The sequence below is a fragment of the Nitratireductor sp. genome, assembly GCF_017794765.1.
In the GTDB taxonomy this organism is placed as follows: domain Bacteria; phylum Pseudomonadota; class Alphaproteobacteria; order Rhizobiales; family Rhizobiaceae; genus Nitratireductor.
Genome location: NZ_CP051236.1, coordinates 285,670 through 311,978, shown reverse-complemented (window position 1 = coordinate 311,978; position 26,309 = coordinate 285,670). Strand labels below are relative to the sequence as shown.

29 protein-coding genes and 1 tRNA gene are annotated in these 26,309 nt (G+C 59.0%); 21 read left to right on the top strand and 9 right to left on the bottom strand.

Going from position 1 to position 26,309, the window contains the following annotated elements:
* Nucleotides 1-145: 145 nt before the first annotated feature.
* Both rpoH and HF949_RS01515 read right to left on the bottom strand, forming a co-directional pair.
* The gene (rpoH, locus tag HF949_RS01520; protein ID WP_292897888.1) at nucleotides 146-1,069 is read right to left on the bottom strand and encodes an RNA polymerase sigma factor RpoH; all 924 of its coding nucleotides are present in this window, start codon (nucleotides 1,067-1,069) and stop codon (nucleotides 146-148) included.
* 198 nt (nucleotides 1,070-1,267) lie between these two features.
* On the bottom strand, nucleotides 1,268-2,275 hold the full coding sequence (locus HF949_RS01515; RefSeq protein ID WP_292899965.1) for an RluA family pseudouridine synthase: 1,008 nt from the start codon (nucleotides 2,273-2,275) through the stop codon (nucleotides 1,268-1,270).
* Nucleotides 2,276-2,343: 68 nt separating this feature from the next.
* On the opposite strand from HF949_RS01515, the gene HF949_RS01510 reads away from it, so the two are divergent.
* The 10 genes from HF949_RS01510 (at nucleotide 2,344) to phoB (ending at nucleotide 13,667) form a co-directional block, all read left to right on the top strand.
* Nucleotides 2,344-2,718, top strand: coding sequence for a fimbrial protein (locus tag HF949_RS01510; RefSeq protein ID WP_292897887.1), 375 nt, complete (start codon nucleotides 2,344-2,346; stop codon nucleotides 2,716-2,718).
* A gap of 2 nt (nucleotides 2,719-2,720) precedes the next feature.
* The gene (locus HF949_RS01505) at nucleotides 2,721-3,125 is read left to right on the top strand and encodes a VOC family protein (protein ID WP_292897886.1); all 405 of its coding nucleotides are present in this window, start codon (nucleotides 2,721-2,723) and stop codon (nucleotides 3,123-3,125) included.
* Between the two features lie 51 nt (nucleotides 3,126-3,176).
* Nucleotides 3,177-3,252, top strand: a tRNA-Glu gene (locus tag HF949_RS01500).
* A gap of 188 nt (nucleotides 3,253-3,440) precedes the next feature.
* On the top strand, nucleotides 3,441-6,746 hold the full coding sequence (locus HF949_RS01495) for a response regulator (protein WP_292897884.1): 3,306 nt from the start codon (nucleotides 3,441-3,443) through the stop codon (nucleotides 6,744-6,746).
* A gap of 526 nt (nucleotides 6,747-7,272) precedes the next feature.
* Nucleotides 7,273-8,271 carry a PstS family phosphate ABC transporter substrate-binding protein gene (locus tag HF949_RS01490; RefSeq protein WP_292897883.1) on the top strand — a complete coding sequence of 333 codons (999 nt, stop codon included), beginning with the start codon at nucleotides 7,273-7,275 and terminating at the stop codon, nucleotides 8,269-8,271.
* 130 nt (nucleotides 8,272-8,401) lie between these two features.
* Nucleotides 8,402-9,790 carry a phosphate ABC transporter permease subunit PstC gene (pstC, locus tag HF949_RS01485; RefSeq protein ID WP_292897882.1) on the top strand — a complete coding sequence of 463 codons (1,389 nt, stop codon included), beginning with the start codon at nucleotides 8,402-8,404 and terminating at the stop codon, nucleotides 9,788-9,790.
* Entirely contained in the window at nucleotides 9,783-11,381 is a 1,599-nt protein-coding gene (pstA, locus tag HF949_RS01480; RefSeq protein WP_292897881.1) for a phosphate ABC transporter permease PstA, read from the top strand. Before pstC ends, pstA begins: the two co-directional genes overlap by 8 nt.
* Before the next feature lie 13 nt (nucleotides 11,382-11,394).
* Entirely contained in the window at nucleotides 11,395-12,210 is an 816-nt protein-coding gene (pstB, locus tag HF949_RS01475; protein ID WP_292897879.1) for a phosphate ABC transporter ATP-binding protein PstB, read from the top strand.
* Nucleotides 12,211-12,232: 22 nt separating this feature from the next.
* The gene (gene phoU, locus HF949_RS01470) at nucleotides 12,233-12,943 is read left to right on the top strand and encodes a phosphate signaling complex protein PhoU (RefSeq protein ID WP_292897877.1); all 711 of its coding nucleotides are present in this window, start codon (nucleotides 12,233-12,235) and stop codon (nucleotides 12,941-12,943) included.
* 37 nt (nucleotides 12,944-12,980) lie between these two features.
* Nucleotides 12,981-13,667 (top strand): phosphate regulon transcriptional regulator PhoB, encoded by a 687-nt coding sequence (gene phoB / locus HF949_RS01465; protein WP_025030226.1) that lies wholly within the window; start codon nucleotides 12,981-12,983, stop codon nucleotides 13,665-13,667.
* Between the two features lie 86 nt (nucleotides 13,668-13,753).
* On the opposite strand, the gene HF949_RS01460 is transcribed toward phoB, so the two are convergent.
* From HF949_RS01460 to HF949_RS01450, 3 genes are all read right to left on the bottom strand, one after another.
* Nucleotides 13,754-14,080, bottom strand: a complete 327-nt coding sequence (locus HF949_RS01460; protein WP_292897875.1) for a hypothetical protein — start codon at nucleotides 14,078-14,080, stop codon at nucleotides 13,754-13,756.
* Between the two features lie 92 nt (nucleotides 14,081-14,172).
* Nucleotides 14,173-14,340: a DUF1328 domain-containing protein gene (locus HF949_RS01455; RefSeq protein ID WP_292897873.1), complete on the bottom strand. Its 168-nt coding sequence runs from the start codon at nucleotides 14,338-14,340 to the stop codon at nucleotides 14,173-14,175.
* Between the two features lie 130 nt (nucleotides 14,341-14,470).
* Nucleotides 14,471-15,265: a response regulator gene (locus HF949_RS01450; RefSeq protein WP_292897871.1), complete on the bottom strand. Its 795-nt coding sequence runs from the start codon at nucleotides 15,263-15,265 to the stop codon at nucleotides 14,471-14,473.
* A 203-nt stretch (nucleotides 15,266-15,468) separates the two neighbouring features.
* Between HF949_RS01450 and HF949_RS01445 the strand changes: the two genes are divergently transcribed.
* Nucleotides 15,469-15,675: a NepR family anti-sigma factor gene (locus HF949_RS01445; protein WP_292897869.1), complete on the top strand. Its 207-nt coding sequence runs from the start codon at nucleotides 15,469-15,471 to the stop codon at nucleotides 15,673-15,675.
* A gap of 5 nt (nucleotides 15,676-15,680) precedes the next feature.
* The gene (locus HF949_RS01440; protein ID WP_292897867.1) at nucleotides 15,681-16,232 is read left to right on the top strand and encodes a sigma-70 family RNA polymerase sigma factor; all 552 of its coding nucleotides are present in this window, start codon (nucleotides 15,681-15,683) and stop codon (nucleotides 16,230-16,232) included.
* On the opposite strand, the gene HF949_RS01435 is transcribed toward HF949_RS01440, so the two are convergent.
* Nucleotides 16,229-16,627 carry a response regulator gene (locus HF949_RS01435; protein WP_292897865.1) on the bottom strand — a complete coding sequence of 133 codons (399 nt, stop codon included), beginning with the start codon at nucleotides 16,625-16,627 and terminating at the stop codon, nucleotides 16,229-16,231. The genes HF949_RS01440 and HF949_RS01435 overlap by 4 nt on opposite strands.
* Before the next feature lie 140 nt (nucleotides 16,628-16,767).
* Between HF949_RS01435 and HF949_RS01430 the strand changes: the two genes are divergently transcribed.
* Nucleotides 16,768-17,517 carry a Crp/Fnr family transcriptional regulator gene (locus HF949_RS01430; protein WP_292897863.1) on the top strand — a complete coding sequence of 250 codons (750 nt, stop codon included), beginning with the start codon at nucleotides 16,768-16,770 and terminating at the stop codon, nucleotides 17,515-17,517.
* On the opposite strand, the gene HF949_RS01425 is transcribed toward HF949_RS01430, so the two are convergent.
* Nucleotides 17,447-18,640, bottom strand: coding sequence for an AI-2E family transporter (locus HF949_RS01425; protein WP_292897861.1), 1,194 nt, complete (start codon nucleotides 18,638-18,640; stop codon nucleotides 17,447-17,449). The two genes, HF949_RS01430 and HF949_RS01425, sit on opposite strands and share 71 nt — an antisense overlap.
* A gap of 152 nt (nucleotides 18,641-18,792) precedes the next feature.
* On the opposite strand from HF949_RS01425, the gene HF949_RS01420 reads away from it, so the two are divergent.
* The 4 genes from HF949_RS01420 (at nucleotide 18,793) to HF949_RS01405 (ending at nucleotide 20,434) form a co-directional block, all read left to right on the top strand.
* The gene (locus HF949_RS01420; RefSeq protein ID WP_292897859.1) at nucleotides 18,793-19,131 is read left to right on the top strand and encodes a DUF883 family protein; all 339 of its coding nucleotides are present in this window, start codon (nucleotides 18,793-18,795) and stop codon (nucleotides 19,129-19,131) included.
* Nucleotides 19,132-19,140: 9 nt separating this feature from the next.
* Nucleotides 19,141-19,581 (top strand): hypothetical protein, encoded by a 441-nt coding sequence (locus tag HF949_RS01415; protein WP_292897857.1) that lies wholly within the window; start codon nucleotides 19,141-19,143, stop codon nucleotides 19,579-19,581.
* Nucleotides 19,582-19,668: 87 nt separating this feature from the next.
* Entirely contained in the window at nucleotides 19,669-19,878 is a 210-nt protein-coding gene (locus HF949_RS01410) for a hypothetical protein (protein ID WP_292897855.1), read from the top strand.
* A gap of 46 nt (nucleotides 19,879-19,924) precedes the next feature.
* On the top strand, nucleotides 19,925-20,434 hold the full coding sequence (locus HF949_RS01405; protein ID WP_223021856.1) for a Dps family protein: 510 nt from the start codon (nucleotides 19,925-19,927) through the stop codon (nucleotides 20,432-20,434).
* A 57-nt stretch (nucleotides 20,435-20,491) separates the two neighbouring features.
* Here the strand turns inward: HF949_RS01405 and HF949_RS01400 are convergent, their stop codons facing one another.
* Nucleotides 20,492-21,409 (bottom strand): diacylglycerol/lipid kinase family protein, encoded by a 918-nt coding sequence (locus HF949_RS01400; protein ID WP_292897852.1) that lies wholly within the window; start codon nucleotides 21,407-21,409, stop codon nucleotides 20,492-20,494.
* A 213-nt stretch (nucleotides 21,410-21,622) separates the two neighbouring features.
* Here HF949_RS01400 and HF949_RS01395 point away from each other — a divergent pair, with 213 nt between their 5' ends.
* From HF949_RS01395 to HF949_RS01380, 4 genes are all read left to right on the top strand, one after another.
* Nucleotides 21,623-22,654: a PRC-barrel domain-containing protein gene (locus tag HF949_RS01395; RefSeq protein ID WP_292897850.1), complete on the top strand. Its 1,032-nt coding sequence runs from the start codon at nucleotides 21,623-21,625 to the stop codon at nucleotides 22,652-22,654.
* Nucleotides 22,655-22,826: 172 nt separating this feature from the next.
* On the top strand, nucleotides 22,827-23,759 hold the full coding sequence (locus tag HF949_RS01390; protein WP_292897848.1) for a ring-cleaving dioxygenase: 933 nt from the start codon (nucleotides 22,827-22,829) through the stop codon (nucleotides 23,757-23,759).
* Between the two features lie 3 nt (nucleotides 23,760-23,762).
* Nucleotides 23,763-24,389 (top strand): alpha/beta hydrolase, encoded by a 627-nt coding sequence (locus HF949_RS01385; RefSeq protein WP_292897846.1) that lies wholly within the window; start codon nucleotides 23,763-23,765, stop codon nucleotides 24,387-24,389.
* Nucleotides 24,386-24,679, top strand: coding sequence for a GNAT family N-acetyltransferase (locus HF949_RS01380; RefSeq protein ID WP_292897844.1), 294 nt, complete (start codon nucleotides 24,386-24,388; stop codon nucleotides 24,677-24,679). Before HF949_RS01385 ends, HF949_RS01380 begins: the two co-directional genes overlap by 4 nt.
* 131 nt (nucleotides 24,680-24,810) lie before the next feature.
* Here the strand turns inward: HF949_RS01380 and HF949_RS01375 are convergent, their stop codons facing one another.
* Nucleotides 24,811-26,295, bottom strand: coding sequence for an aspartate kinase (locus HF949_RS01375; RefSeq protein WP_292897842.1), 1,485 nt, complete (start codon nucleotides 26,293-26,295; stop codon nucleotides 24,811-24,813).
* Between the last annotated feature and the right edge of the window lie 14 nt (nucleotides 26,296-26,309).

Genomic DNA, 26,309 nt, shown 5'->3' with positions numbered 1-26,309 from the left:
TCAGCTTCCCTTGGCTGTATCCAAACGCGCCAATGCCTACGGAAAGTCCAGACTTTGTAGAACAAGAGTGCAAAAAAAGCCGGCGGAAAACCGCCGGCCATTTTGTTGCAATTCTAGATGACTGCCGACTACGGGGCGTCCCGTATCAGGCCCCTGCCTGGCGATGTGCCTCGGCAGCCATGGCTTTGGCGGCCATCGCCTGCTGGCGGGCCGAGTTCTGGACCGCCTCCTGAACCTTCTCGAATGCGCGAACTTCGATCTGACGCACCCGTTCGCGGCTGATGTCGAACTCGCCTGAAAGTTCCTCCAGGGTCATCGGATCCTCGGAAAGGCGCCGGGCCTGGAAAATGCGCTTCTCACGATCGTTCAACACCGACATCGCGTCGCCGAGCATGCGGCGGCGGGTCTCCAGTTCGTCCTGCTCGACCAGCAGATCTTCCTGGCTCTCCCCATCGTCGACCAACCAGTCCTGCCACTCGCCGGATTCACCCTCGGTCGCCCGGATGGGCGCATTGAGCGAAGCATCGCCGGAAAGACGGCGGTTCATCGACACCACCTCTTCCTCGCTGACATTGAGGCGGGTGGCGATCTCCGTAACCTGCTCGGGGTTCAGGTCGCCGTCATCAAGTGCCTGGATTTTGCTCTTCACTTTCCGAAGGTTGAAGAACAGGCGCTTCTGGTTCGCAGTGGTGCCCATCTTAACCAGGCTCCAAGAGCGCAGAATATATTCCTGGATCGAAGCCTTGATCCACCACATGGCGTAGGTGGCGAGACGGAAGCCGCGTTCCGGCTCGAACTTCTTCACGGCCTGCATCAGGCCGACATTGCCTTCAGAAATAACCTCACCGATGGGGAGGCCATAGCCGCGGTATCCCATGGCGATCTTCGCCACGAGACGCAGATGGCTCGTGACTAGCTTGTGGGCCGCGGCCGTGTCGTCATGCTCGGAATAACGCTTCGCGAGCATGTACTCTTCCTCAGGCTGAAGCATGGGGAAGCGGCGAATTTCCTCCAGGTAGCGGGTCAGTCCGCCTTCACCCGAAGCGATGCTAGGTAATGTCTGGGCCATTTAAGCACCCTCCTTTGCCGGATATGCCCTCATGCGGGGACGCCTTGAAATCTTGGCGTTTGCTGAAATGAGAGACAGTGCGACCATCTTTGATGCATCGCACCATATCCTATGTAGGAACGAATTCCGACGGTTAAAGTTTCATTCTGCTGTCAACATTATGTCACCAGACGGTGAACAATATTATTGTACCGATAATTACAAAATATCCAGCGCCCTTGTCAATGCCATCATGTCAGGAGGCGGTTCAGCCTCGAAACGCATGACATCACCGGTCTCCGGATGACGGAAAGCCAGAAGGCGCGCATGAAGAGCCTGACGCGAAAAAGCGGCGACTGTGGGGCGTATCTCTTCCGGCAGTCGGTTGACCTTTGTGCGGAACGCGCGGCCATAGTCGGCGTCGCCGATAAGCGGGTGGCCGATATGAGCCATATGCACTCGGATCTGATGCGTCCGCCCGGTTTCCAGCCTGCATTCCACTTTTGCTGCAAACGCCCTGCCGCTGCCATCGGTTCCGTAGCGTTTCTGCACCTGGTAACGGGTCACCGCGTGGCGGGCGTCGCTGCGCCCTGCCGGCACAACCGCGCGCAGGGTCCGGCTTTGCGCATGACGACCGAGGGGAGCGTCGATGGTCCCGGCCATGCGGTCGGGGGAACCCCAGACGAGGGCGATATAGGCGCGCTCCAGGTCTCCGCTACGGCCATGATCGGCAAAGCTCTCTGAAAGGAGACGATGGGCATTGTCTGTCTTGGCGACGACCATCACGCCGCTGGTATCCCGGTCTAGCCGGTGGACAATGCCTGGCCGGCGCACACCGCCAATGCCTGAGAGCGAAGCACCGCAATGATGCAGAAGCGCATTTACCAGCGTGCCCGACCAATTTCCGGGAGCAGGATGAACGACAAGCCCTGCCGGCTTGTTGATGACAATGAGAGCGTCGTCTTCAAAAAGCACGTCAAGCGGGATCGCTTCGGCTTCAGGCTCGGCGGGCTCTGCTTCGGGGATGGCTAGCGTATAGACCTCTCCTTCCGCGATCTTGTGCTTGGTTTCGGTCAGAGGTTTTTCACCCAGCATCACCGATCCGGCGCGAATGAGCGCCTGCAGCCGGCTGCGTGAAACCGACGCGCCCAGGCGAGCCGAAAGCCAGCGATCCAGCCGTTCTCCAGCGTCTTCTGCTTCGACGGTGAACGCTTTGCGTCCGTTCATGGCTTCCCATTCATGGTGGTCTTCGGTATCAGGATCGCCCATTGAAACTGCTTTCGAAACGGTGAGACATGGCCACGCCACAAGAACAGGAAGACCTGGAGCAGGAAGAGCTCGACCCGGCGGCCGAGCGTGTGCGCCGCAAGATGGTCCGCTTCATGGCCATCAACCTGGGCATTCTGTTCGCTGCGGTTATGGCTGTCGTGCTCGCTTTTGTCTACAAGACGCTTAGCAGTGGGCCTGAAGAACCTGCCGCGACGATTGCGTTGCCCGGCGATGCGGTCGAGGGCAGAATCGACCTGCCCGACGGGGCTCGCATCGTCTCTCAGGGGCTGGATGGTATGCGGGTCTCATTGCATCTCCGGTTGGCCGATGGTGCAGAGGAGCTACGTCTTTTCGATCTCACCAGCGGTCAGATGATCGCCCGATTCGTTCTGGAGCCGTGACATTGTCAGACCGCCGAATCGCGCTGACTACTCTTGTCGTGCGCGATTATGACGAGGCTATCGCCTGGTATCGTGAGAAGCTGGGCTTCCACCTTTTGGAAGACACTCCGCTTTCATCCGGGAAGCGTTGGGTGGTCATCGCGCCAGAATATGGTGCATCCGGTGCGTTGCTTCTGGCTCGGGCTGTAAGCGAGGGGCAGTCGGCGGCCATCGGCAATCAGGCGGGTGGACGCGTATTTCTCTTTCTCCATACCGACAATTTCCGACGTGATTATCAGGCCATGCGAGAGGCGGGCGTCACGTTTCGTGAGGAGCCCCGGGAGGAAGCCTATGGCATGGTTGCAGTCTTTTCGGACCTCTACGGCAATCTCTGGGATCTTTTAGAGCCGAAATCACCCGGAACGTAAAACCGCTGTTGCATTTGCCGGCGAAGGCGACTATATCGCCGCAATCGCTGCGCTCCCATCGTCTAGCGGTCCAGGACGCCGCCCTCTCACGGCGGAAACAGGGGTTCGATTCCCCTTGGGAGTGCCAATCCCCCCCGTGTAATGGTTTTCCGGTCTGAGGTTCATGTGTCCAGCGACGGGCAAGCTCCGTCTGGCAGGGTATACTGCGAACACATCTTATGCTTTGCAAATCGTTAAGCCTTGGGCACCACACTGAGGTCGACGCGTTGGGAACACGAGAAGGTTCGATTGTGCCTTTCTGGGGAGCGTACGGTTTTGGGAACCGGTGAGGGTTCGGATGTTGAGGAGCGATTTCGCGGCGATGCGTTGGCCGCGCTGCTTCGGTCTGCCTCTGGCTGGGTGTGGGAAACGGACGAAAACCATCGTCTGACCTGGATTTCAAAAGAATTTCAGACTGTCACCGGCCTCGATCCGAAGCGCTTTATCGGTCGTTCACGTATCACGCTTGCGCGCAATGCCTTTCATCCCGTTGGTGATGTGGAGGCGCATGAGAGGCTTCTTGCTCAGCGCGCGCCATTCGGGCAGTTCATCTATGACCTTGAGGGCGGTCCTCCGGACTGCCGCTGGATTTCTGTGTCGGGATCTCCGGTTTTTGATAACGAAAACCGGTTCCGCGGCTATCGCGGGGTGGCTCAGAACATCACCATGATGATGGGACTTCTGCGCGGTGCGCACCCATCGGACGAAGACACCGATCCGAAGGAGCGCCGTCCGGGCAGTGGAGGCCACTTTGCGAGGCTGATGGCCGCGCTGGATGTCACCCGAGACGCATTGTGCTGCTACGATGCGGACGATCGCCTCGTGCTGAGCAACCAGGCAATGCTTGCGATGTATGCCGGCCTCGAGGAATTCATACGGCCAGGGACGTCCTTTGAAGCTCTCCTGCGCGCGGGCGTCGAACGCAGGATCCTTTCAACGGAGGGTGCGGATCCGGAAGTCTGGCTCCAACGGGTTCTTGCTCTGCGAAATCGTGAAGATGCATTTGAAAGCGTTATCCGTTTCAACGACGGGCGCTGGATCATGCATCGGGAGAAGCGGACAGCCGATGGGGGCACCATAGGCATCTGTACCGACATTACCCGGCTCAAGCGTCATGAGGATGCGCTGGCGGCGGCGCTTGAGAAGGCAAAGCTCGCAGAGGCAATTCTCGACGAGCTGCCCAACCCGGTATTTGCAAAGGATCAGGACCTTCGCTTCGTTCTGGTCAACAGGGCGTTCAAGCGCACGCTGGGCGTCGAGGTTCCCGAAATTCTTGGTCGGCGGGCTGCGGACTTCACGTCGCCTGAACTGGCTGAGAGCTTTGAAAAAAGCGAACGGCATGTGCTTGAGACGCACGAGGACTTCGAAGTCGAGGAGGACTTCCACCAGCCTGGCATCGGCAAGTATCGCATTGTGCGCAAGTGTCGTGTGGAGACGGAAAGCGGTACGCCCTATGTGGTGGGGGCCCTGTTCGACATTTCCGACATCCGCAAGCGCGAGAATGACGCCGAAGATGCCCGGCGGCAGCTTGCGGAGGTTCTGGAGACGCTGCCAGCCGGCGTCGTCATCTATGATCGCGACGACCGCTATGTCCTTGCCAATCACAAGATGCAGGAGGCATTGCCGGCGATGGTGCCGGCCATGCGTCCGGGGAAATCCCTGCGGCATGCAGTCGAGCTTGCCCATGATGCCGGATATTTCCGGCAGAGCGGCGACGCGGAGCTCGATGCACTGTATGACACTGATCGAGAGGCGTGGATCGAGGGCTACCTCAAGTCCTACCAGGTGCGCCATCGCATCTTCGAGCGCAGTCACGCCAACGGTCGCTGGGTCAAAGCCATTGACACACGGACGGAGGACGGGACCTTCGTCGGCGTGCGGGTGGATATAACCGAGCTGAAACAGCGTGAGGCCGAGTTGCAGGCGGCGCGGGAAGAGGCGGTGCTCGCCGACCGGGCAAAATCAGAGTTCCTTGCCAATATGAGCCATGAAATCCGGACGCCGATGAACGGTGTTCTGGGCATGACAGAACTGCTTGCGAAAACAGACCTTACAGCCAAACAGAAGACCTTCACGGATATCATTTTGAAGTCGGGAAACGCGCTCCTGACGATTATCAATGATATTCTCGATTTCTCGAAGATCGACGCGGGCCACATCGTTCTGGAAGCGGAGCCGTTTTATCTGGGAGAAGCTGTTGGCGACGTGGCGACACTCATGTCTTCCCGGGCCAAGGAGAAAGACATCGAGCTGATCGTCCGGGTCGATCCCGGTATCACGCGTGCGGTCGTGGGGGATGTGGGACGCATCCGCCAGATACTCACGAACCTTGTGGGCAACGCCGTCAAGTTCACCGAAAAGGGGCATGTTCTGGTGAATGTCAGTGGCGGCGACACACCGGAGGGCGAACTCGCGCTGCAATTCAGCGTTACCGACACGGGTATCGGTATCCCGAAAAACAAGCTCGATCTGATCTTCGACAAATTCAGTCAGGTTGATGCTTCCTCCACCCGGCGACATGAGGGGACCGGTCTCGGGCTCGCCATCACCTCGCGACTTGTCGGCCTCATGGGCGGGCAAATCGGCGTAGAAAGCACCGAAGGGCGGGGGTCGACGTTCTGGTTCACGCTGACGCTGCCGAAGGCTGCCGGCGCCACGCATCAACCTCTGGCTCCACGCGAAGTGGAGAACGCCCGTGTTCTGGTTGTCGATGATAATTCGGTCAACCGGATGATCCTGCGAGAGCAAATGGAACACTGGGGCTTTGATGCCTGTGTTGCGCGCGACGCGGCTGAAGGGCTGGAAGTGCTTCGTGCAGTGGCAAGAATGGGATTGCGGGTCGACTGTGTGGTCGTGGATTATCAGATGCCGGGCATGAACGGGCTGGAGATGGTCGAGGCGATCCGGGCGGAACCCGAGATCGCGGAGGTGCCCGTGGTTTTGCTTACGTCTGTCGATCAGTCGCTGTCCGGCTTTGGCGCGCGCGAGTTGTCAATCGCGGCGCATCTGATCAAGCCGGCGCGGTCCTCCGCGCTTCTTGAGGCGATGATCATGGCCATGCAGACCACGACAGCCAGACCGTCGGGCACGGAGGACGCCATGGCGGGGGAGGGGCATTTGGAATCTGGTGCCGATTCGCCTCAAAAGGTAGAAATCGCGCCCCTGAGTGGCGATGAAACTTCTCCAGGCATCGATGTTCTGGTTGCTGAAGACAACGAGGTTAATCAGCTCGTTTTCCGGCAGATTCTCAGCGAAGCGGGATTGCGCTTCGAAATCGTCGAAAATGGCCGACGTGCGCTCGAAGAGTGTGAGCGAAAGAAACCGCGACTAATTCTGATGGATATTTCCATGCCCGAAATGAATGGGCTGGAAGCAACACGGGAGATCCGGCAACGCGAGTATGGGGCCGCGACACGCGTTCCCATCATCGGTGTGACTGCACATGCACTGAAAGGTGATCGCGAATTGTGTCTGGAGGCGGGGATGGATGATTATCTCTCCAAACCGATCAGCCCCAGAGCGCTTTTGGAGAAAATCAACTCCTGGGTGAATTCTCTGACTGTAAAATCAATCCAAAAATGAGTAAAAAATTCTCTTAATATATTGATATATATACTTTTTTTATCCAAAGTTGCGGGTTTTGTATTACTAGCGTGATCGCACCATTTAGGTAAGTCGGCGCTCTCATTAAAGTTGAGACAAATGGTCATTGCTTGACCATGCTTTTTCCGGGCGGGTGGAGGTCCACAGGCCATGGGTGGTCCAAACGAGCCCCAACAGGATCTATCCGGGTTTTAAACCCAGCCCAGTGTGATTAGCCATTCTATATGGTCTTTCCCCCGCCCGGCTTTTTCTGACTTCTCAACATCCACTTCGGCCAGGGCCGTGACATCGGCGTGTTGTCCCAGTGAATTGCGCTTCGCCTTTCAGCTGGGCTTGCCTTCTTGCCGGCCGTTCTCAACTCGCGCCGAAAAGCGAATTATGGCCTGATTTCAGTTCGTAACGGGGCTGACACGGAACTGTCATGGAACTGTTACACAGAGTTGTTATTCCGCTCCCCGACGCCGAGAGGGCGTCTGACCGAATTCCGAACAGGGAGCTGTCTCCAATGAACAAATTCCTTCTTACCGCTTCGGCGGCCACGATCGCCCTCGCGGGCGCAGTTGGTACGGCTGCTGCCCGTGACCAGATCCGCGTTGTTGGCTCGTCGACTGTCTTCCCCTTCACCACGGCAGTTGCCGAGCGTTTTGGCCAGAGCGGTGAGTTCCAGACCCCGGTCGTAGAATCCACCGGCACGGGTGGCGGCATGAAGCTGTTCTGTGCCGGCGTCGGTGAAAGCCACCCGGATTTCACCAACGCTTCGCGCCCGATCAAGGACTCTGAACTGGAGACCTGCAAGGCGAACGGCGTGACACCGGTTGAGATCAAGGTTGGCTTCGACGGCATCGTCATCTCCAACTCCAAGGCTGCAAAGCAGATCGACCTCACGAAGGAACAGATCTTCGCCGCTCTGGCAAAGAATGTTGAAGTCGACGGCAAGGTTGTTGCGAACCCGTACACCAACTGGTCGGACATCGATGAGAGCCTGCCGAACACCAAGATCGAGGTTCTCGGCCCGCCCCCGACCTCTGGCACGCGCGATGCATTCGTCGAGCTGGTCATGGAAGAGGCCTGCCCGGAAGCGATCGAGGCTGCTGACGGCTGCACGGAGATCCGTGAAGACGGCGCCTATGTGGAAGCCGGTGAGAACGACAACCTGATCGTTCAGAAGCTTGAAGCAAACGCTGATGCCTTTGGCATCTTCGGCTTTTCGTTCCTCGACCAGAACGCCGACAAGCTGCAGGGCTCCACCATCGGCGGTGTCGCCCCGACCTTCGAGGCGATCGCAGCCGGTGAGTACGGCGTCTCCCGTTCGCTCTTCGTCTACGCGAAGAAAGAGCACGTCGGTGCAATTCCTGGTATGGAAGAATTCATCAAGGAATACACCACCGATACTGCCTGGGGCCCCGAGGGCTACCTGGCTGACAAGGGTCTGATCCCGCTGCCGGACGACGCCCGCGCGAAGCAGGCGGAAGATGCCCAGGCCCTCAAGGGCATGGGTTCCTGATAGACCAACCGGGGACCCGGCCGTCATTGCGGCCGGGTCTTCCTGTTTCGGGGTTCATGCGAAGTCGCGCTTGGATGGGGATCCCACGGGTTCACGGTAGATCCGACCGTACCCGACCCTCGGGGGTAGTATGATTACATATGTCGTCATCGCGCTGCTGGTGCTTTTCGCCGTGGCGTATTATTTCGGGCGCGCACGAGCGCTTTCGAGCGTCGAAGGCAATACGGCCGCGCTGCACTCGCTGCCCAGCCAGCACGGCCTGTTTCTGGCATTGTTGTCAGCGGGACCTGCTCTTCTGATCCTTCTTTTCTGGGGTGTCGCAACCCCCGGTGTCGAGGCTTCGATCGTTGAAGGCCGTTTTGCGACACAGCTCGCGGACATGAACCTTCCGGAAAAGCAGGCATTCTTGCGCGATGCGCGCGCTCTGGCCTTCGGCGGCATTGCGGGATTCCCGAATGAGGCGAAGGAAGCCGCTGCGGAGCACTTCGCTGCCCTGCGCGGCCAAAGCGAGTGGATCGTCAGTGGTCTCGTCACGCTCCTGGCTGCTCTCGGCTTCTTCTGGGGCATTCGCCGCATCACACCGCAGTTTCGCGCCCGCCACGTTGTGGAGCGGGTGCTCCGCCTCTTTCTCATCCTTTGTTCTGTGGTTGCGATCCTGACGACACTGGGCATCGTCCTCTCTCTCATCTTTGAATCCCTGCGCTTCTTTCAGCAGGTTCCGTTCTACAAGTTTCTCTTCGGTACGCACTGGAGCCCCCAGAGCGCTTTCACCGGAGCAGGTCAGGAAGCCGGTGCGGTCAATCCGGACATCTTCGGTGCGGTCCCGCTTTTCGTCGGCACCATGCTCATCACATTCATCGCGATGCTGGTTGCAGCGCCCGTGGGGCTCATGTCGGCGATCTATCTGTCCGACTATGCTTCCAAACAGGTGCGGTCGGTTGCCAAGCCGATGCTGGAGATCCTCGCCGGCATCCCCACCGTCGTATATGGCTTCTTTGCCGCGCTGACCGTTGCCCCCTTCTTCCGTGATTTCGGGCAGGTTCTGGGCCTCAGCGTGGCCTCGGAATCGGCGCTCGCGGCGGGTATCGTCATGGGGATCATGATCATCCCCTTCGTGTCGTCGCTTTCCGACGATGTCATCAATGCGGTCCCTCAGTCTCTGCGCGACGGCTCTGCCGGTCTTGGTGCCACCAAATCGGAAACGATCCGCAAGGTCGTTCTTCCTGCTGCCCTGCCGGGCATTGTCTCAGCGCTGATGCTGGCCATCAGCCGTGCTATCGGCGAGACGATGATCGTGGTGATGGCGGCTGGACTGGCAGCCAATCTCACCATCAATCCGCTGGAAGCCGTGACCACCGTCACCGTGCAGATCGTCACCCTCCTGGTTGGCGACCAGGAATTCGATAGCGCGAAGACGCTCGCGGCATTCGCCCTCGGGCTGGTTCTCTTCTGCGTGACACTCGCCCTCAACATCATCGCCCTGCGTGTGGTGAAGAAATATCGAGAGCAATATGACTGATACGCTTGCTGGCGGCGCGAAGCCGCAGAACAATCAGCATACGAATGAGCAGGCGCGAGGCCGCCTTCGCAAACGCTACGCTGCAGAAAGCCGCTTCAAATGGCTGGGTGCGGGAGCTGTTCTTCTCTCGGCATTCTTCCTGCTTCTTCTTCTTTCGACCATCGTGTTCAAGGCATTCCCGGCTTTTCGCGCGAATGAGTTGACCCTTCCGCTGAACCTGTCGGCTGAGCATGTGAACCCGGACAACCTGACGGGCAACAACTACGACACCATCATCAGCGATGCTCTGCTATCGCTCTTTCCGCAGGTTGAGGGGCGTCAGGAGCGCAGGCAGGTTCGTGGTCTTATCTCGAGCGGCGCGCCGACACTTCTGCGCCAGGCATTGCAGAATGGCAGCCTCACGCCCGGCGGGACTGTCGAATACGCTCTGCCGATGGATGATTTTGCCGATCTTTATCTGAAGGGACTTCTTGCAGCCGACAGCGCCGAGACGGTTCTGGCAACGCCGCAGAGCGTGGCCGTGGAGGGCAACGAAGCGGAACTGCGTTTTTCCGATGACAGCCTGCTCGATGCTGCAAGGGAAGCCGGTGCCCTCGAAGAGGATGGCGGTGCGCTGCGTCTGACGACAGGTGCCGCGTCTTTCATCATCTATCTTGGCGGTGGTGCGGTGAAGATCACCGATCTTGCCCCGGACGCCGATGCTGGCGTGGTTGCACGCGGCCCGGTCCTGGCTTCGGTCTCGGCAGATGCTGCCGGACCCGTCCGCCTGCGGGTCATTGCAACGCCGGAAGGTCAGCGGAAGATCTCCGACCGCGAGATCGTGTGGGTCGACCAACTCAAAGCTGACGGACGCACGGCAAGTGCCTGGAACACACAGTTCTTCTTCGGCGGTGCAAGCCGTGAAGCAGAAATGGCAGGCATCTGGGGCGCGGTTGTCGGCTCCGCTCTGACGATGCTTGTCACACTGGCGCTGTCCTTTCCCATCGGCGTTGCCGCCGCCATTTATCTGGAAGAGTTCGCGCCGAAGAACCGCCTGACCGGCTTTATCGAGGTGAACATCAACAATCTGGCGGCCGTTCCGTCCATCGTCTTTGGTTTGCTCGGTCTCGCCGTGTTCCTGAACTGGTTCAACCTGCCGCGGTCGGCGCCGCTGGTTGGCGGCATGGTTCTGGCATTGATGACCCTGCCGACGATCATCATCGCGTCACGGGCAGCGTTGCGTGCAGTGCCGCCCTCGATCCGTGAGGCGGCGCTCGGTGTCGGTGCCTCGAAGATCCAGACGGTGTTCCATCACGTTCTGCCGCTCGCGATGCCGGGCATTCTGACGGGCACCATCATCGGTATGGCGCAGGCTCTCGGTGAGACCGCTCCACTCCTCATGATCGGCATGGTCGCCTTCATCGTGGATATTCCAGGCGGCTTCACATCGCCCGCCACGGTTCTGCCGGTCCAGATTTTCATGTGGGCGGATTTCCCGGAGCCTGCCTTCCAGCAGAAGACGTCCGCGGCTATCCTGATCCTTTTGGGCTTCCTGATTTTGATGAACGCCGTTGCGGTCGTGTTGCGCAAGCGTTTCGAACGCCGCTGGTAACGGAGTAGGAGAAATGAACATGTTAACGGATGCGGCAGTGGAAGAAGCGGTGCAGAACAGGACAGAAGAGTTGCCTGTGAAGATGCGCGGATCAAAGGTCCGGGTCTTCTACGGCGAAAAGCAGGCGCTTTTCGATGTCGATCTTGATGTCAGGCAGAAGCAGGTAACGGCTTTGATCGGTCCTTCAGGCTGTGGCAAGTCCACCTTCCTGCGCTGCCTCAACCGTATGAACGATACGATCGACATCTGTCGGGTGGAAGGCGAGATCACGCTTGACGGGCAGGACATCTACGACCCGAAGGTCGACGTGGTTGAGCTGCGCGCCCGCGTGGGAATGGTCTTTCAGAAGCCCAACCCCTTCCCGAAGTCGATCTACGAGAACATCGCCTACGGGCCGCGTATCCACGGTCTGGTCTCCTCAAAGAGCGCGCTGGATGAAGTGGTCGAATCCAGCCTGCAGAAGGCGGGGCTTTTCAACGAGGTGAAAGATCGCCTGCATGAACCCGGCACGGGCCTCTCCGGCGGCCAGCAGCAGCGTTTGTGCATCGCGCGCGCCATTGCGGTGTCGCCGGAAGTCATCCTCATGGACGAACCGTGTTCGGCGCTCGACCCCATCGCCACCGCGAAGGTGGAAGAGCTGATCGACGAATTGCGCGAGAACTACACGATCGTCATCGTGACGCACTCGATGCAGCAGGCGGCGCGCGTCTCGCAACGCACGGCCATGTTCCATCTGGGCAACCTTGTCGAGGAGGGGCCGACGGACAAGATGTTCACCAATCCGGATGACAAGCGCACTCAGGATTACATCACTGGTCGCTTCGGCTGACGCACAGATAAGGAACCAGATCATGGGCGAGCACACAGTCAGCTCCTTCGATGAGGAACTCGGTGAGATCGACCGCCTCATTCGCGACATGGGCGATCTCTCCGGTGCGATGACCCGCGCCTCCACCAGTGCCCTTCTTCATTCCGATACCGCACTGGCGCAGCGCGTCATCTCCGATGACACGATCATGGACGCCAAGCAGCGCGACCTCGACGAGCGCGCCATCACGCTGATCGCCAAGCGCCAGCCAATGGCACAGGATCTGCGCAGCGTTGTCGGTGCCATTCGCATGGCCGCCGATCTGGAGCGTATCGGCGACCTTGCGAAGAATATCGCCAAGCGTGTCAGTGCGGTCGGCCAGAGCGCGACTCCGCGCACACTTGCTCATTCCATAGATGCTATGGCGGGCCTGGTGCTGCAACAGGTCAACGCTGTGGTCGAGCACTATGTGAAGCGCGAGCCCGAAGCATTGATCCAGTTGCGTGACGACGATGAGAAAATCGACATTCAGTACACGTCGGTGTTCCGGGAATTGCTCACCTATATGATGGAAGATCCGCGCAACATTACATCCTGTACGCATCTTCTCTTCTGCGCGAAGAATCTGGAACGCATCGGCGATCACGTGACGAATATCGCCGAGAATGCCTATTATGTGGTGACGGGGGAACAGCTTCCGGTCCAGCGGCCGAAGCTTGATGAAACACAGATGACGGTCGATGCGGATGCCTGATCGGCCGTAGCAATGCTTTAGGAGAATGCCTTCCATGATTGCCCCCAAGGTCATGGTCGTTGAAGACGACGAACCGCTTTGCGTCCTGCTGAAATACAATCTGGAAGCCGAGGGTTATCAGGTCGAGATGATCTCACGCGGCGATGAAGCTGAAGTGCGGTTGCAGGAAAATGTCCCGGATCTGCTAGTGCTGGACTGGATGGTTCCGGCTGTATCAGGCATCGAACTGTGCCGCCGGCTGCGCATGCGGCCTGAAACCGAACGACTTCCCATCATCATGCTCACTGCGCGCGGCGAGGAAAGCGACCGCGTTCGGGGTCTTTCCACCGGTGCCGACGACTATTTGGTCAAGCCATTTTCGACGCCGGAGTTCGTGGCGCGTGTGCGCGCCCTGTTGCGCAGAGCCAAACCTGAGGTTCTCTCAACGGTTCTCTCTGTAGGCGATATCGTGCTCGATCGGGAATCGCATCGCGTCTATCGGCGCAAGAATGAAATCCGGCTGGGCCCGACCGAATTTCGTCTTCTCGAATTCATGATGCAGCATCCCGGCCGTGTCTTCTCGCGCAGCCAGTTGCTCGACAATGTCTGGGGGGAGACGATCTACATCGACGAGCGTACTGTCGACGTTCATGTGGGCCGATTGCGCAAAGCCGTGAATCAGGGGCGGCTCCCCGATGTGATTCGCACCATTCGCGGAGCTGGCTACGCCATTCGAGAGGCGTGACTTCCGCTTATCTCGACTTCCTGTCGAAAATCCTGGAAATAACCCCGGCGCAAATGCCGGGGTTATTTGTTCAAGCCGTAGTGTGATTACTCGGTGAAGGTATTCTTCTGGCGAGCATGCTGGTTCTGAGCAACGGCGAAGCTTGTGGCCGGCTCCAGCGAGGCTGTCAGCTTTCCGTCTTTGGTGATGTCCCATTCCAGCACCGCGTCATCATAGACGAGCGCTGGATCGACAAAGACGCACGTTGCCATCACCCGCGGGGCCTCGCCTTCAAGCTCACGCATGGAGATGGGCTTCTCCGCCTCGCACTCCTCGAACGTTTCATAGATCGGAGCGGGGGCGGGAAGTTCGCGGCATTCAGCCATGTTGCCGGAGCAGCCGACAACCAGAAGAAGCGCAGCGATATGTTCCATGGCGTTCTCCTTTCACTGTCTGCCCGACGCGGAAGCCATGGATGGTCCGCATCGTCTCGGATGCCGCATTCGTTTACGTCTTTCGTACTTGTTTAACCGCGCCCTCTCAGCAGCCCCATTATCAGGGAAATCGCGAGAAGGGCGAGAAAGATGTAGAACAGGATCTGTGCGATCCCCGCGGAAGCGCCTGCAATACCGCCAAAACCAAGGGCGCCGGCGATGAGTGCGACGACGAGGAATATAAGTGCCCAGTAAAGCATTCTGTCTCTCCGTTTAGTTATGGCTGTTAAACGTCCATCCACGATGATTGGTTCCCGGAGAAAGAAAACCGGCAAACAAAAAAGGCCGCCCGAAGGCGGCCTTTCTCATGAAGCCGGTGCTTCTGATGCCTCAGGCGGCCGCGCGAGCCTGGTGGTCGAAGAAAAGCGCCTGGCTGATTAGCGCCTTGACCATTTCCGGGCTGAACGGTTTCGTGACGAGGAAGGTCGGCTCAGGGCGCTCACCTGTCAGCAATCGTTCCGGGAAGGCGGTGATGAAGATCACGGGGACGGTGGCCCCTTCGAGAATCTCGTTCACTGCGTCAAGGCCCGAACTCCCGTCTGCAAGCTGGATGTCTGCGAGGACCATTTTCGGCTGCGTTTTTGCAAACATCTCGACGGCTTGCTTGTGGGTGCGGGCATTGCCGACGACGCGATGACCGAGACTTTCAACCATCTCCTCGATATCCATGGCAATCAGCGGCTCGTCCTCGATAATCAGGATGTCGGTGGCCACCTGGCGGGATATCTCCTCGCTGGCCTCGTGCAACATCGCGTTGATGCCGTTCATATCGGTTTCCAGAATTTCCGCCGCTTCTTCCGGTCGGAAGTTCTCGACGGCCACCAGAAGGAACGCCTGTCGTGGGCGGGGGGCGAGCGACGACAGATTTCTGGAAGCGCGTTGTTCCCATGCGGACGTCGGTGCACTTTCGGGGATCGGCACATCGAGCGTTTCGAAAAGCGATGTGAAAAGCCTGAAAAGCGCGATCTTGTCCGTTGATGCTTCGGGGAAAATGCTTGTGTCGGCGATCAGCGCTTCAAGCGCCGCGGCCACCAGGGCGTCACCGCTCGTTTGCGAGCCAGACACGGCTCTGGAAAAGCGCCGCAGATATGGAAGATGCGGTGCGATACGCGCTGACAAAGTCATGGATTTCAGGTCTCCCTCGTAATGTGGCAATGGGAACAATGCATATTTATGATGGTGAAAACGCGTGTTGCGGGAAAATGTTCCATAAGGAGGGAACGTTTTCTGCTCGGCGGCGTTTTGCCTGCTATGGAAGAGTGGTGGCGCGGGCCAATTCAAGTGCGCCCGCTTCATTGGGAGACAGACTATATGGACGAAGACAGGGCATGAATTACGGCAAACCCAACACCCATCGGGGCCCGGACAAGCGCGGAAAGGATAGCGATCCTCTTGGCGCAAACTCCGAGATCGGGCGCAAGCTCAGGCAGTATTACGATGATTTGATAACGGAAGACATTCCGGACCGGTTCAGCGATCTTCTCAACCAGCTGGAACAGAAGAGCAGTGCCAAGACCGCCGGGAACAAGGATTGATATCGATGAGTGTATATCCTGGCTTTCGTGACGATCTTCTGGCCACCGTACCTAGCCTGCGCGCGTTTGCGGTCTCACTTTCAAAGAACGCCGACCGGGCCGATGATCTCGTTCAGGAGGCGCTCGTCAAAGCCTGGGACAAGCAGGCCAGCTACCAGCCGGGCACCAATCTGAAAGCGTGGCTCTTTACGATCCTGCGCAACGAATTCTATTCCCAGATGCGAAAGCGGAAGCGTGAGGTGGAGGATAGCGACGGCGCCATTACAGGGCGTCTGTCTGTCCATCCGGCTCAGGAGGGCTCCGTGGATCTCAAGGATTTCCGCCGGGCGCTGGAGCAACTGCCCGAGGATCAGCGCGAGGCAATCATTCTGATTGGCGCCTCAGGCTTTTCCTATGAAGAGGCGGCGGAAATCTGTGATTGCGCGGTGGGTACGATCAAGAGCCGGGTCAGTCGTGCCCGCACGCGTCTGCAGGAGATCCTCAAGATCACGGGCGAGAACGACTTCGGCCCGGATGCGATCTCGGCCCAGATAACAAACTCCGTCTTTACCGCTTAATCCGAGCGGGAACCGCTTTCATTCGAAGAGCCAATCGCCTGCGCCAACGCCTGGATCAGGTCGCTGTCCTTGTACGGTTTTTCAACGATGGTAATGCCGTTAAAGGGCTCAAAGACCTGATGGCTGGCGGCGTAGCCCGTGGCGAAAATAAACGGAATTCGCCGGCTTTGCAGCAGGTGGGCGAAGTCGTTTGTCCAGTTGTCGGATATCCTGATGTCGAGAATGGCTGTTGAAATCCGCCCGGTTTCAAGCACGTCTGGCTTCAGCGCGTTAAACGAAGTTACGGTCACCACGTCCTCTGCGCCATGTTCCTTGCAGAGCTCTTCGATGTTCATGGCAATCAGGGCTTCGTCTTCGACCAGCAGCACTCGGGCCCCATCGAGGGTTTTTTTCAAATGGGCATCCTTCCGAAACCAGAGAAATTTTCTCCTGAAATCTCATTAGTTGACTGACTTGTCATTAAAAAAAGACATGGTACCAAAGAGGCTGAGGGGATCGGCGGACGTGCTTCCGGATCCGCGGATCGAGGCAAGCTGTGACAAGAGAACAAGAACGCGTTCACGCCAGTCTACCGTGTGAAAAGTGCCCCTTGCGGAAACTCGAGCTTTTTCGGGATTTCGACGAGTGTGAACTGGAATTTATCGGCCGCTTCAAAAAAGGTGACCTGGCGGTCAAGAAAGGCGCGACCGTGTTGGTGGAGGGCGCACACAACCCGCACCTCTACACCGTTCTTTCCGGATGGGGCTTTCGATACAAACTGCTTGAAGATGGCCGCCGGCAAATCGTCAATTACGTAATGCCCGGCGATCTTGTCGGTTTGCAGGGCAGCCTGCTGGGCGAGATGAAGCACTCGGTCGAGGCGCTCTCAAACATGGTTTTGTGCGTGTTTGAGAAAGCCGAGCTTTTTTCCCTCTACCGGGAGTTTCCTGAACTTGCCTATGACATCACCTGGATCGCCTCGCGTGAGGAATGCATGCTGGATGACAACCTTCTCACGGTTGGTCGTCGCACAGCATTGGAAAAAGTCGCCTATCTCCTGATGTTCATCCTTGAGCGAAGCCGGCAAAGTGGTCTGACCAGGAACGGCACGGTGTCGCTCACGCAGCAGCATGTGGCTGATACGCTCGGCCTGTCTCTTGTCCACACCAACAAAACCATTGCGCGCCTCGCCGAGCGGGGTCTTTTGAAATGGGAGGATGGTGGCTGCCGGATACTCAATCCGGAGGCCTTGGCCGAACTGGCGGACTGGACGGCCGAGAAAGCGGCGAAGCGGCCTTTTCTATAGGTGGTTTCGGTTCAGGCGAACGTGTCGATGCACGCGGTTTGGCGGGCGTGGGAGGTTCGATGCCCGGGATGATGTTGCCGGCTATTGCATAAAGTGTCAGCAATGCGGGGATGGCGATGAAACCGCCGATAGGCCCCCACATCCAAAGCCAGAAAGCTATTGCAAGGAAAACGATAAACGGGTTGAGCGTCATTCGCCGACCGATAACGGTCGGCGTGACGAACTGTGCCTCTGTCGCGTTTAACGCCAGATAGGTTAGAGGCGGCAGAAAACTCGCCGTCAAGGTGTCGAAGGTGGCAAGGCCCACTGCGAGCAGGACGCAGGCCATGACCGCAGGGCCGATATAGATCACGAAATTGAGCAATGTCGCCATCGCTCCCCATAGCGCCGGTGAAGGGACGCCGAGCAGCCAAAGGGCGATGCTTACAGCGATGCCCAGACCGATATTGATGATGGTAATCGACAGAAGATAATCCGAGACGGCATTTTCGACATCCCGAAAAATGTGCGCGACCCGCCAGCGCAAACGACGGTTGAAACAAAGGTGCAAAATAGCCGCCCGCGTTTCGTGCCGTGTGGCCACGAAGAAATAAAGGCTCGCAAAGAAGATAAGCAATTGCGCCAGCAGCGACGGCGCAAGAACCGCGACGTTCTCCACGGTGGTGTCTTCCTTCACGGCGACCGTCACGCTGGAGCCGCCGGTGACGGAACGAATCTGTTCCTGCAAATCCTTGATGGTGCCAAGAGGCTGTCTCAGACTCGAGAGCTGCAACTGCAATTCGTTCCATATCTGGGGCAGGCGGTCGGCCCAGGCCGTCAGCGGGGCCGCGATCGCTGTCAGGAAGCCGCCCACGAGGCCAATGAAAATCAGAACCACGGCTACAGCCGAGACGGCTGGCCAGACCCCCATCCGCTCCAGGCGGGTGGCAATGGGCCCGAGCATCAAGCCAATGAAGACCGCGAGCGATATCGGTGCCAACAGGAAACGCCCAAAGTGCAGCGCGATGATCAGCGCCAGCAGACCCAGAAGCAGAACAGAACTCTGCGCGCCGTAGGTCAGCGCCATCTCGAGGGTCATGATGTGCGAGCGTTTGCGCGAGGTGTCCAAAGACTTGTGATCCATCCAGTTATCCGCCGACGTTTCCAGTGAAAAGCGTGCTGGTGGGCAAATGGTTCCTTGGCGGAGGGAACTTCGTGGGATGTTTCGCGTTGGGCTGTGAGCAAAACTTGCACGAAACATGGCCCCAAACATGGCCGAACCATGGGAGACTGCATATGGCAACGACAACCGCGAAAACCGCCCGAACCCAGAAAGACGATGCGGTAACGACCGGCGATCTGGAAAAGGATATTCAGCAATTGCGCACCGACATGGCGCAGCTGGTCAGCCATCTTAAAGACATGGGTGGTCAATCCGGCGAGGCAGCGCGTAAGGCGGCCGGAGAGCGGATCGAGCAGTTGCGCGGGCAGGGCGAGGCAGCGCTGAACAGCGTGAAGGACAGCACGCAGGAGCTGGAGCAGGAATTGGTCCGCACGGTGCGTGAGCGCCCCTTCACCTCGCTTGCGCTGGCTGTGGGGGCCGGATTTCTCATCGCTCTCGCTACCCGCCGCTAGGCCTTCGCCATGATGGCAAGGCTTTTGGCTTCACTCGCAGCCGGAGAGTTTTCGGGTGTGTTCAAGCGTATGAAAGTCACGACCGGCTTTTATGCGCTGGCCGCACTTCTCGGCCTTTTCGGCCTCGGCTTTTTGGTGCTGGCCGGGTTCATTGCGGCCTCGCGGCAGTGGGGTGTGATCGAGGCTGCACTCGGTTTCGGGGTTGCGTTCGTAACCATGGCGATAATCGTCCTTGTCGGTCTGAAGGTGTGGAGCCGGGTTCAGGCCCGCCGTGCGCGCCGTCGCCGCATCGGCGATGCAGGTGTACTTGCAGGCACCGCAGCACTGACCCTGTTGCCGTCGGTGCTTTCGCGCACGGGAGGGCTTGGTGCGGTGGCGCTGCCGGCTTTGGCCGTCCTTGGATACGCGATCTATCGGGAAAATTCCGGCCAGGACCCTGACGACCGTTAAAGGGCGCTGTAGTGCGGCTCCTGCATTTTCATGGAACCCTCTTCTGCCCTCGGCATTGATTGAGGCACAGAAACAGGAGCAGTGATCATGCCTGAAACCCCGAGGCCCGAGACCCCGAGAAAGACACCGCCGCAGGACGCTCGCCAGGGGCGTCGAGGCTTTCCAGTGCTGATGGTGCTGGTGTGCGGCCTTCTGCTGGCTGCCCTGGTCTGGTGGGGCGTCGAAGTCTACGGCCTGATGCTGGATGATCAGCAGGCCATAGAGCTGCCGGCCGCACAGGATGAACCGACGAGCTGATCCGCCTGGATACCTCGTCAGAACCCGTCAACCAAAGGAGTACCCCATGAGCGATGCCGCTGAAGTTCTCAAACCGAAAACCCATGCCGAAAAGATGGATATCGGCCTTTCTGCAGCGGACAGAAAGGAAATTTCCGCCGGCCTTTCGGAAATCCTCGTCGATACTTATCGCCTATTGATCAAGACACATATCTACCACTGGAACGTGGTGGGGCCGCTGTTCCATTCGATCCATGTGCTGACCGAAGAGCAGTACAATACACTGTTCGAGGCGACCGACATCATCGCCGAGCGGGTGCGCGCGTTGGGCCATCACGCTCCCATTCTGAGTGGCAAGGGTGTCGACACATCCATTGAGCTTCGCGCCTCGGGCCGCTCGGCGCTGGAGATGGTCCAGGATCTGGTCGAAGACCATGAGGAGGCTGTGCGCAAGATGCGCGAGATCGGTACCAAGGCCGACGAAAAGGGTGACCTTGTCACCGCCGACATGCTGACCGATCGTCTGACCTTCCACGAAAAGGCGCTGTGGATGCTGCGTGCTCTTATCGCAGATTGATATACGAAACTCCTCCCAGGACTTCTGCCGGCCGGTTCGCCCCGGCCGGTTTTTTTGTCAGGAGAGGTCGCTCTCCTGTTTCGGCACCAGAACACGCAGCGCCTTCGGATGAAGGACGATCCGTGTCTCCCTCGGCAACGGCCGCAGTTCGCCATCGATGGCGCACTTGAAGCGCTGGGTTCCGGAGTGGACGCGCACCGTCACCTCGCTCGCCTGATGGATCTCAACCTGTTCGTTCTTGCGCCAGCGGCCAATACCCATATTGAAGAAGAAGAGAAGCATTTCGGCGCGTGTGCGCGCATGGGTGATATATATGCCGAGCTGGCCACCGTCGGGGCTGTTGGTGAACGGCAGGTGCTGGCCTTCACCGTAGAGATTGTTGGTTACTGCCAGGTTTGAGGTGGTGGCGAGCATCTTTGTCTCGGGCAGTTCGAGTTCCAGCTCCAGCTTGGGTGGCCGGATCATCGTTGCGATTGCCGCGCGCACTGAGGCGAAAATCTTGCCCAGTCGGGATCGGAACTCCATGCGTTCGCGCAGACGGATAAGTTGCGGGTGCATGCCGATCGACATCTGGTGCACATAAAATGTGCCATCGGCTTCCGCTATGTCGACGTGTCTGATCGAGCCCTGGGCGAGAGCCTGCATGGCCGCATGCAGGTCTTGCGGAATGCCGAGGCTGCGGGCGAAGAGGTTCATCGTGCCGGCGGGGAGGATGGCAAGCGCCTTTTCGGAATGGGCGAGCAGGCCGGCGGCAAGCGAGATCGTGCCATCACCACCGCCCGCAAGAAGAACATCCGCCTTCTTATCACTGGCCGCCTCGTCCATCATCCACACAATTTCCTTGCCGGGACAGAGCCTGACTTCGATGGAATGGCCGGCCGCCTGGAAGATATTTCTTATTTCTTCAGCAAGCGCTTCAGTGTCGAGAGTTCGGAGTGTTCCTCCGTTGCGGTTGAGAACGGCCAGAACATGCATCGGGGTTTTCCTAAAAGTTTCTCTGCGGTCCGACTTTAAGGGGAGGCGGAAAAAATGGTTCCCGAAAGAAGTCTGTCACAGTGAGAAGAAAATCGCGGAACAAGAATCGGGGCGGCGCGTTCTAAGGGTGCAAACGGCCACACACCAATCCTCCCTGGCAGGTTCGGTTCGGTGCGTGGCCTGTACAGAAACACTGCACACGGAGAGCTTATCATGTTCCGCAACCTTTTGGCGACCACCGCAATTGCAACTCTTGTGGCGACCGGTGCCGTCGCCCAGACGTCGACCACGACGGGAACTGGCGCACCGGCAGCTGCACCCACCGAGCAGCCCACTGAAATGGTGGTGCGCGCTGACGGCCACCTGGCGACCGATCTTATTGGCAAGACCGTTTACAATGGCACCGGTGAAGAGGCCGAGAACATCGGCGAGGTCAATGACCTTGTTCTGGACGAAGAGGGCGAAGTCAGCGCTATCGTCGTTGGCGTCGGCGGCTTCCTCGGCATCGGCCAGAAAGAAGTTGCTCTTGAGTACGATCTGGTCGAGTGGGCCGAACAGGATGGCGAGCGCTGGCTCGTGGTAGAGACGACGGCCGAGGCGCTGGAGGCTCAGGAAGAGTTCGATCGCTCTGCTTATCGTCCGATGCCGGCTGATGCCGATGTTTCGGAAGCAAAGCCTGCTTCCAAGGATGATCTGGCCAACGCGCCGGTCAAGGCAGATGACAATGCGGAAGAGACCGCTATGGCGCCGGCGACCGACGCGACAAGTGGCGATGAAGCTGTAAAGACCGATGATATGGCTGCAGCGCCTGCTCCAGAGGCTGACGATGCTTCCAAGCCCGTCGATCAGGCCGCCGACACGCAGGATCAGGCGACTGACGATACGATGACCGCTGCGATCGACCGCTCCAGCCTTCAGGAAATGCCGGCGAATGAAATTCGCACCGAGGAACTCACGGGCACCACGGTTTACGGCGCCAATGAGGAGAACATCGGCGAGATCGGTGACGTGATCATCTCGCAGGACGGCAAGGTCGATGCCATCATCGTCGACGTTGGTGGTTTCCTCGGCATCGGTGAGAAAGAGGTCGCCATTGGCATGGACAACCTCGCTTTCATGAGCGACGGGAATGGTTCGCTCTACCTCTACACCGAGTTCACCGAGGAAGAGCTCGAGCAGCAGCCGGCTTATGACGAGGCAAGCTATGGCGAGCGTCGCGACGAAATGCGGATGCAGGTTCAGTAATCTGCGCGTACCGCATTAGAGCGAAGAGCCCCGTGCGAAGCGCGGGGCTCTTTGTTCATGGAGCGTTGACAATGCGTTTGATCGTTACCGCTTTCATCGACGAGTAATTGCCGCCATCTTGGCGCCAGGGTTTGTCGCAACCATGCGACGGCCAGGCGCGAAAGGAATTGCCATGCTGACCCAGATTGAAGGCATTCACCACATCACCTCCATGGCCCGGGATGCGCTGGCGACGGATCGTTTCATCACCGATACGCTCGGTCTGCGCCGCGTGAAGAAGACGGTGAATTTCGATGCGCCGGATGTCTATCATCTCTACTATGCCAATGGCACTGGGAAGCCCGGCACGGTGATGACCTACTTTCCGTTTCCCAATATCGTCGCCGGCAGCCGAGGGGCAGGCGAGGTCGGAACCACTGTCTATGCCGTTCCACAGGGAAGTCTCGATTACTGGACCAGACGTCTGGAAGCGCACGGTGTCGCCGGCGTTTCTCGCGAGAGCCGTTTTGGCCAGACGCGCCTGCTTTTCGAGGGTGTGAATGGCGATGGCTTTGCCCTGAACGAGGTGGAAAGCGATGCGCGTGAACCGTGGAATGGCGCCGGGGTTGCCGATGAGGCGGCAATCCACGGCTTTCACTCCGCTTCGCTGGTCCTGCGCGACAGGGCCGGCACCCAGGCGCTTCTTTCGCTCATGGGCTACACGCCGCTCGGCGAAGAAGACGGTGTGCTGCGCATGGTGAGAAAGGGCGGCAACGATGCCAACCTGATCGACCTCGAAACCCGGCCCGATGCGCCAGTGGCGCGACAGGGAGCCGGCTCGGTTCATCACATCGCCTTTGCCGTTGCAAATGACGAAGCGCAGATCGCCGTGCGCGAGGAACTGGTGGCACAGGGCTTTCAGATCACGCCGGTGATCGACAGGGATTATTTTCATTCGATCTATTTCCGCGCTCCCGGCGGTGTGCTCTTTGAGATTGCGACCAATGATCCGGGCTTTGCCAGTGATGAGGACATGGCCCATCTGGGCGAGGCGTTGAAACTGCCCAGACAGCACGCGCATCTGCGCGAGCGGCTCGAGGCATCGCTTCCAAAGATCGGTGGTTGAGCCATGGCGGTGAAAAATTACGTGCATCACCTGGCCTCGGCGGGGCCGGGAAAACCGCTCCTGTTCCTCTTCCATGGAACAGGCGGCGACGAGCGTCAGCTCCTGCAGCTGGGTGCGGAGCTGGCGCCCGGAGCCGGCATTGTTTCACCGCGTGGCGATGTCAGCGAACAGGGCGCGGCACGTTTCTTTCGGCGCACCGGCGAGGGGGTCTACGACATGGACGATCTGGCTCGGGCGACCGACAGGATGCGTGAATTCATCGCCGCCCATGTGCAGCGGGAAAAGCCCAGCGCGGTGCTCGGTCTGGGCTACTCCAACGGAGCGAACATTCTCGCATCCGTGATCTTTGCCGCGCCGCAGCTTTTCGATGCTGCCGTGCTGATGCATCCGCTCATTCCCTTTGCGCCCCGCTGGGGCGAGGGGACCGTAACAACGCGGTTTTTGCTTACGGCGGGGCGGAAAGATCCCATCTGCCCGGCTCATCTCACAACACGGCTTGGGGATTATCTCACCGAAGCCGGTGCAGAGACCGAGATCGAATGGCATGAGGGCGGGCATGAAATACGCCCGAACGAAACATTGGCGGCAGGGCGGTTCCTGCATTCGTTTCTGAAGGGAGTGGAACAATGAGTGTGAGCGAATCCATCATTGTCGAAGACAATGACAGCAAGGGGCGCTATCTCTATCGCGCCGATGGCCACGAAGCGGAGATGACCTACTCCAAGATCGGAACGAGCCAGATCATCATCGATCACACGGGCGTGCCGGAGGCGTTTCGCGGGCAGGGAGTCGGCGTCGCGCTTGTCACGCGCGCCGTGGAAGACGCGCGCGCCAAGGGTATCAAGATCAGGCCGTTGTGCCCATTTGCCACCGCTCAGTTTCGACGCCATCCGGAATGGGCCGACGTCCTGGCGCGCTAGGGCGGATCCGCGCTTCCAAGAAACGGTGAACCGCTCAATCTATCGGATTTTGCCCACTTACGCAGAAGTCAGGTGACACCACCTGACTGCAAAATGCTCATGGCGAACGGGTTACGTTGAAGGAAACCGGCTCAGGCCGCTTCCTTCAACGTCTCCTCCCCCTCTTCAATGAAGGCCCGGTGTAGCGCCTTGACGGCTTTTTCCAGATCTTCATTGCGGACGAGAAACTGTACGTCGACGCCGCGACCCGTCTCCTGCGAGGCAAGCGGCTTTACGCCAGCCTCGTCCAGAGCCTTCAGACCTTCCAGCATGACGCCAAGCCCGGTCAGGTCGCGCCCGATCACCGACACCATGCCGGCGCGGCGTGCGGTGATGCGCGCGGCGGGATAGCGTTCGGCCAGATCCCGCTCCACGCGGCGCACGGATTTGAGCGTCGCCTCCAGATGGTGAACGATGGAATTCGCGTTCGAGCTTTTCGACACGATGCGCACCCGGTGGCGGGTCAGCGATTCGAGGATCGCCGCGTCGTAACCCTTCACGCCCACCATGTCCTGCTCGAACAGTTCGAGCGAAGTGACGGGCAGGCCGGTGACCATTTCCACGCCGACACCATCGGCAGGCTCGGCATCGATGAGTGTGCCGGGATCTTCCGGCTCGAAAGCATTGGCGACGCGCAGCGGCACACCCGCCTGACGCAGTTTCTTTGCCGCCTTCGGGTGGATCGCCTCCATGCCCATATTGGAGAGCTGGTCGGCGACATCGTAATTGGTGCGGCCGATCTTGCGCACATTCTCCGGTCCCACAAGGCGCGGATCGGCGCTCGAAAGGTGGAATTCCTTGTGAATGATCGCTTCGCGCGCGCCGGTCAGTGCCGCGATGGTGGCGAAGGTCACTTCGGAATAGCCGCGGTCAAACTCGCGCATCAGGCCTTCGCGGCATTGCGAATAGCCGGTGACAATGGGCAGCTCGCGTGAGAGGTTGATCTCGGCAAACGCCTGTTCGATGCGTTCGTTGAGGCTCGGCTGCGTTTCATCGCGCCAGCCGGTTAGGTCGATAAAGCGTGCATTCACGCCCGAGCGACGCAGAAGCAGGGCCAGATTGTTGGCCGAATGCGCTTCACCCAGCGCCGAGAGAAGCTCACGGATCGTCTGCATGTGCTCGCCGAGCTGGAAATGCCCGTAGGAGCACAGGCGCTGCAGGTCGATCAGGCAGCCGCGCGCGCCCTCGATGCGCTCGCGCACAAAGTCGTCGGCGGCGTGCCGGTCGGCGGCCTCGTCAAACATCTCTTCATTGATCGCGTGCATGGCGCGGCTCACAGCGCTCAGCGCCTCCATCCACCCATGTTCGTTGTCGGCGTGGGCGAACAATGCATAGACACCGGGTTCGCCTGACTTCTTGTGTTCCAGCAGCTTGTCCGTGATGCCGCCGAACGCGGAAACGACGAAGACGCGGTTGTAGAGTGCATCGCCCTTGCGTTTGCCGATCAGGATCGTGTCGAGCAGCTCGCGCGCGCGGCTCATCGATGTTCCACCGATCTTCTCGACGGTGTGGATGCCTCGTTGTTGCTGGTTGGTGCGGCCCGTTTCGGCCGCACCGCTTTCTTGTCGGTCAGTCATAATGTCCAGTTCAG